The organism is Mesorhizobium sp. M7A.F.Ca.CA.004.04.2.1, from assembly GCF_004022825.1.
Classification (GTDB): Bacteria; Pseudomonadota; Alphaproteobacteria; order Rhizobiales; family Rhizobiaceae; genus Mesorhizobium.
Genome location: NZ_RZPH01000788.1, coordinates 1 through 2,885 on the forward strand (window position 1 = coordinate 1; position 2,885 = coordinate 2,885).

A 2,885-nucleotide genomic window follows, 5' to 3' on the forward strand; every position below is an offset into this window, starting at 1 on the left:
GAGCACGTCGTTGACGCGGATGGACACGGCCTTCATGCCTTCGCCGAGCACCGCCGAAAGCGTGGCGCGCTGGCCGGGGCCGGTAATCTTGGTAGCAAGAATCGGCTCATTGATGCCGATCGCTTGCAATGCCTGCTTGGCACCGTCGCCAGCTAGCAGGTCTTTCGTTGACTTGAATGCCCCGGCTGGAACCGCGCCCGCAGGCCAGGCAACTTCGCGCAGTTTATCTGCGCTCAGAGCGTCACCGAACTTCAGCGGCACTGCCGCAACCACGACCGTGCTGCCTTGTACGACACCCGTTTGTGCCATGGCGCTTCGCTGGCCGGCAAGCCAGATATTGACCAGCACCACCGCCAGGACGCCGAACACCCCGGCGAGCACGATCATGATAATTGTGTTGGCGCGCATGTCCCAAGCCCCAGCCCCAATGCGGGATTCGCCCGCTGCGATCGGATTCAGGCCCGGCTCGAACGATCCGGGCCTGAATGTAGTCAGGCGATCAGGAACCGGTGCCCGCAGCCGCGTTGCAGGTGCCAGCCCCCGCGTCGAGGGCGGTGCAGAGACCGAGGAACCTGGCGTTTACCCAGGCGCCGATGGCGATGACAGTCAGGATCGATGCAACGGCAATGATGCCGATAAGAATAGAATATTCGACCATGGCAGCGCCGTTCTCATCGTCGCGGAACTGCCGGGTCATCGTCATGAGCTTGTTCATGTCAATTTCTCCCTTTGGAGGTTGGAACCCGACGAGACAGAGCAAAGGATGAAATCCATACCCAAGCATCCCCCGTCATCTCGATCCTAGGTCCCGAGAAAACGCAGAGTCAAACGAGATTAAGAGTTCCTTAACTTTCATGTACATGATTCGGCAAGAAGATCACAGTTCCGAATTTTCGCAACAGCTTGATTCTTTTCATTTTTCAAGGACTTTAACCATTCGTTCACAATTTGGCCCCCGATGGGGCAAGATTGTGGAAGCATTAGCGCAAATGCATATTCCTTTATATCTAAGGGTTTAGCAGCCTCTTCCGGGCGGTTTGCCCCCAAAAGTCGAAAGAGCCTGGAAAGCAGGGCCGACGCCCTGACCACGAACCGGCAGCCGTATCAAATAAGCGCGTTATTACAGGCTTCTGATCTTAACTATGTAGAAAGTATTGAGGGCACGCCTACCACCTGGGCGCTTGTGCCTCCCGTGGTTAACAGTTAGTTTCCGCTAATGAGGGACTGAGGGGAGTATAAGCGACTATGCTGGGGCGGTTCATCAAGGGGACAAGCGAACAGCAGGTAGCGTCAAAGACCGATCAGCTGGTGGTGCAGCCTGTTGCTCCGGCTCTTTCGCCAGCCGCTGATATTGAATCGCATGGCAATGATTTTCTGACGCTCAAAGTCGAGCTTCATCGCCATTTGATCGATCGGTTCAACCTGACCGCTCTTGAAAGCGCTTCCAAGGACGAGATCCTGAATGAGATCCGTCCGATCGTGCGCGAGTTCGTTCGCGCTCGTGCGGTGCCATTGAACGCACGCGAGCTTGATCAGCTGACCAGCGACACCGCCGACGAGATGCTGGGTCTCGGGCCAATCGAACCGCTGCTCAAGGACGATTCGATTACCGACATCATGATCAACACCCACAAGCGCGTCTTCATTGAGCGGCGTGGCATGATCGAAGAGACGGCAATCCGTTTCCGCGACGAGGCGCATCTGTTGCGCGTCATCAACAAGATCGTTTCGGCTATCGGCAGGCGTGTCGATGAATCGTCGCCCATGGTCGACGCACGCCTGGAAGACGGTTCGCGCGTCAATATCGCGGTGCGACCGATCTCGGTCGACGGCCCCCTGGTGTCGATCCGCAAGTTCTCCAAGAATCCCTATTCGCTCGAACGTTTGATGGCTTTCAACTCCATTCGTCCGCCGATGATCGAACTGCTGCGGATCGCCGTGCAGGCGCGCAAATCGATCCTGGTTTCGGGCGGCACCGGCAGCGGCAAGACCACCTTGCTCAATGCATTGTCGAGTTACATTCCCTCGAAAGAGCGGCTGATCACCATCGAGGATGCGGCCGAACTGCAATTGCAGCAGCCGCATGTGGGCCGCCTCGAAACGCGCCCGCCCAATGTCGAGGGTAGGGGGGAGGTGCGCCAGCGCGAATTGCTGAAGAACGCGTTGCGCATGCGGCCGGACCGCATCATCGTCGGTGAGGTGCGCGGCGAGGAAGCCTTCGACATGCTGCAGGCGATGAACACCGGCCACGAAGGCTCGATGACGACAATCCATGCCAACACGCCGCGCGATGCGATCTCGCGGCTGGAGCAGATGGTCGGCATGGCCGGCATGCCGATGACGCATGAGTCAATCCGGGCGCAGATCGCGTCCGCCATCGACATCATCGTGCAGACACAGCGTCTTTCGGATGGAGGCCGGCGTGTCACCTCCATATCGGAACTGACCGGCATGGAAGGCAATGTCGTGCAGCTCCAGGAAATCTACCATTTCGTCCGCCGTGAGGTCACAGCCGAGGGCAAGGTCATCGGCGACTTTCGCGCGACCGGTGTCCGTCCGCGCTTCGCTCCGGAGGCCGCGACGCTTGGCCATTATTTTGCCAAGGACGCCTTCAACCCGCAGGTTGCCCTCTGATGCTGACGGGTCAAGCTCTGCTCTACTTCATCTACATGCTGGCGGCAGCCTCGGTCATTCTGGCAGGCGAAGCTCTCTATCTTTCCTTTGCCGGCCGCCGCTCCCGGTCTCTAGCAGTCAATCGCCGGCTGAAGCGGCTCGCTGGCGACGTTCCAGCCGAACAAACGTTGCAAGGGTTGCTGCGAGAACGCGGCCTCACGGACTCCGGCGACTTTCTTTTTGGACTGGTCTGGTTGAACAGGCTCTATACC

At 58.5% G+C, this 2,885-nt stretch carries 3 protein-coding genes and 1 pseudogene; 2 read left to right on the forward strand and 2 right to left on the reverse strand.

Annotated features, from left to right (window positions below):
* Together cpaB and EN893_RS27000 are read right to left on the reverse strand one after the other, a co-directional pair.
* The coding region (cpaB, locus tag EN893_RS26995; RefSeq protein WP_128361912.1) for a Flp pilus assembly protein CpaB at positions 1-408 on the reverse strand (408 nt) is incomplete at its 3' end.
* 91 nt (positions 409-499) lie between these two features.
* Positions 500-715: a Flp family type IVb pilin gene (locus EN893_RS27000; protein ID WP_127270765.1), complete on the reverse strand. Its 216-nt coding sequence runs from the start codon at positions 713-715 to the stop codon at positions 500-502.
* Between the two features lie 530 nt (positions 716-1,245).
* On the opposite strand from EN893_RS27000, the gene EN893_RS27005 reads away from it, so the two are divergent.
* On the forward strand, positions 1,246-2,634 hold the full coding sequence (locus EN893_RS27005; protein WP_127272239.1) for a CpaF family protein: 1,389 nt from the start codon (positions 1,246-1,248) through the stop codon (positions 2,632-2,634).
* Positions 2,634-2,885 (forward strand): annotated as a pseudogene (locus EN893_RS27010) (type II secretion system protein F); the annotation flags it as partial. The gene EN893_RS27005 and the pseudogene EN893_RS27010, both read left to right, overlap by 1 nt.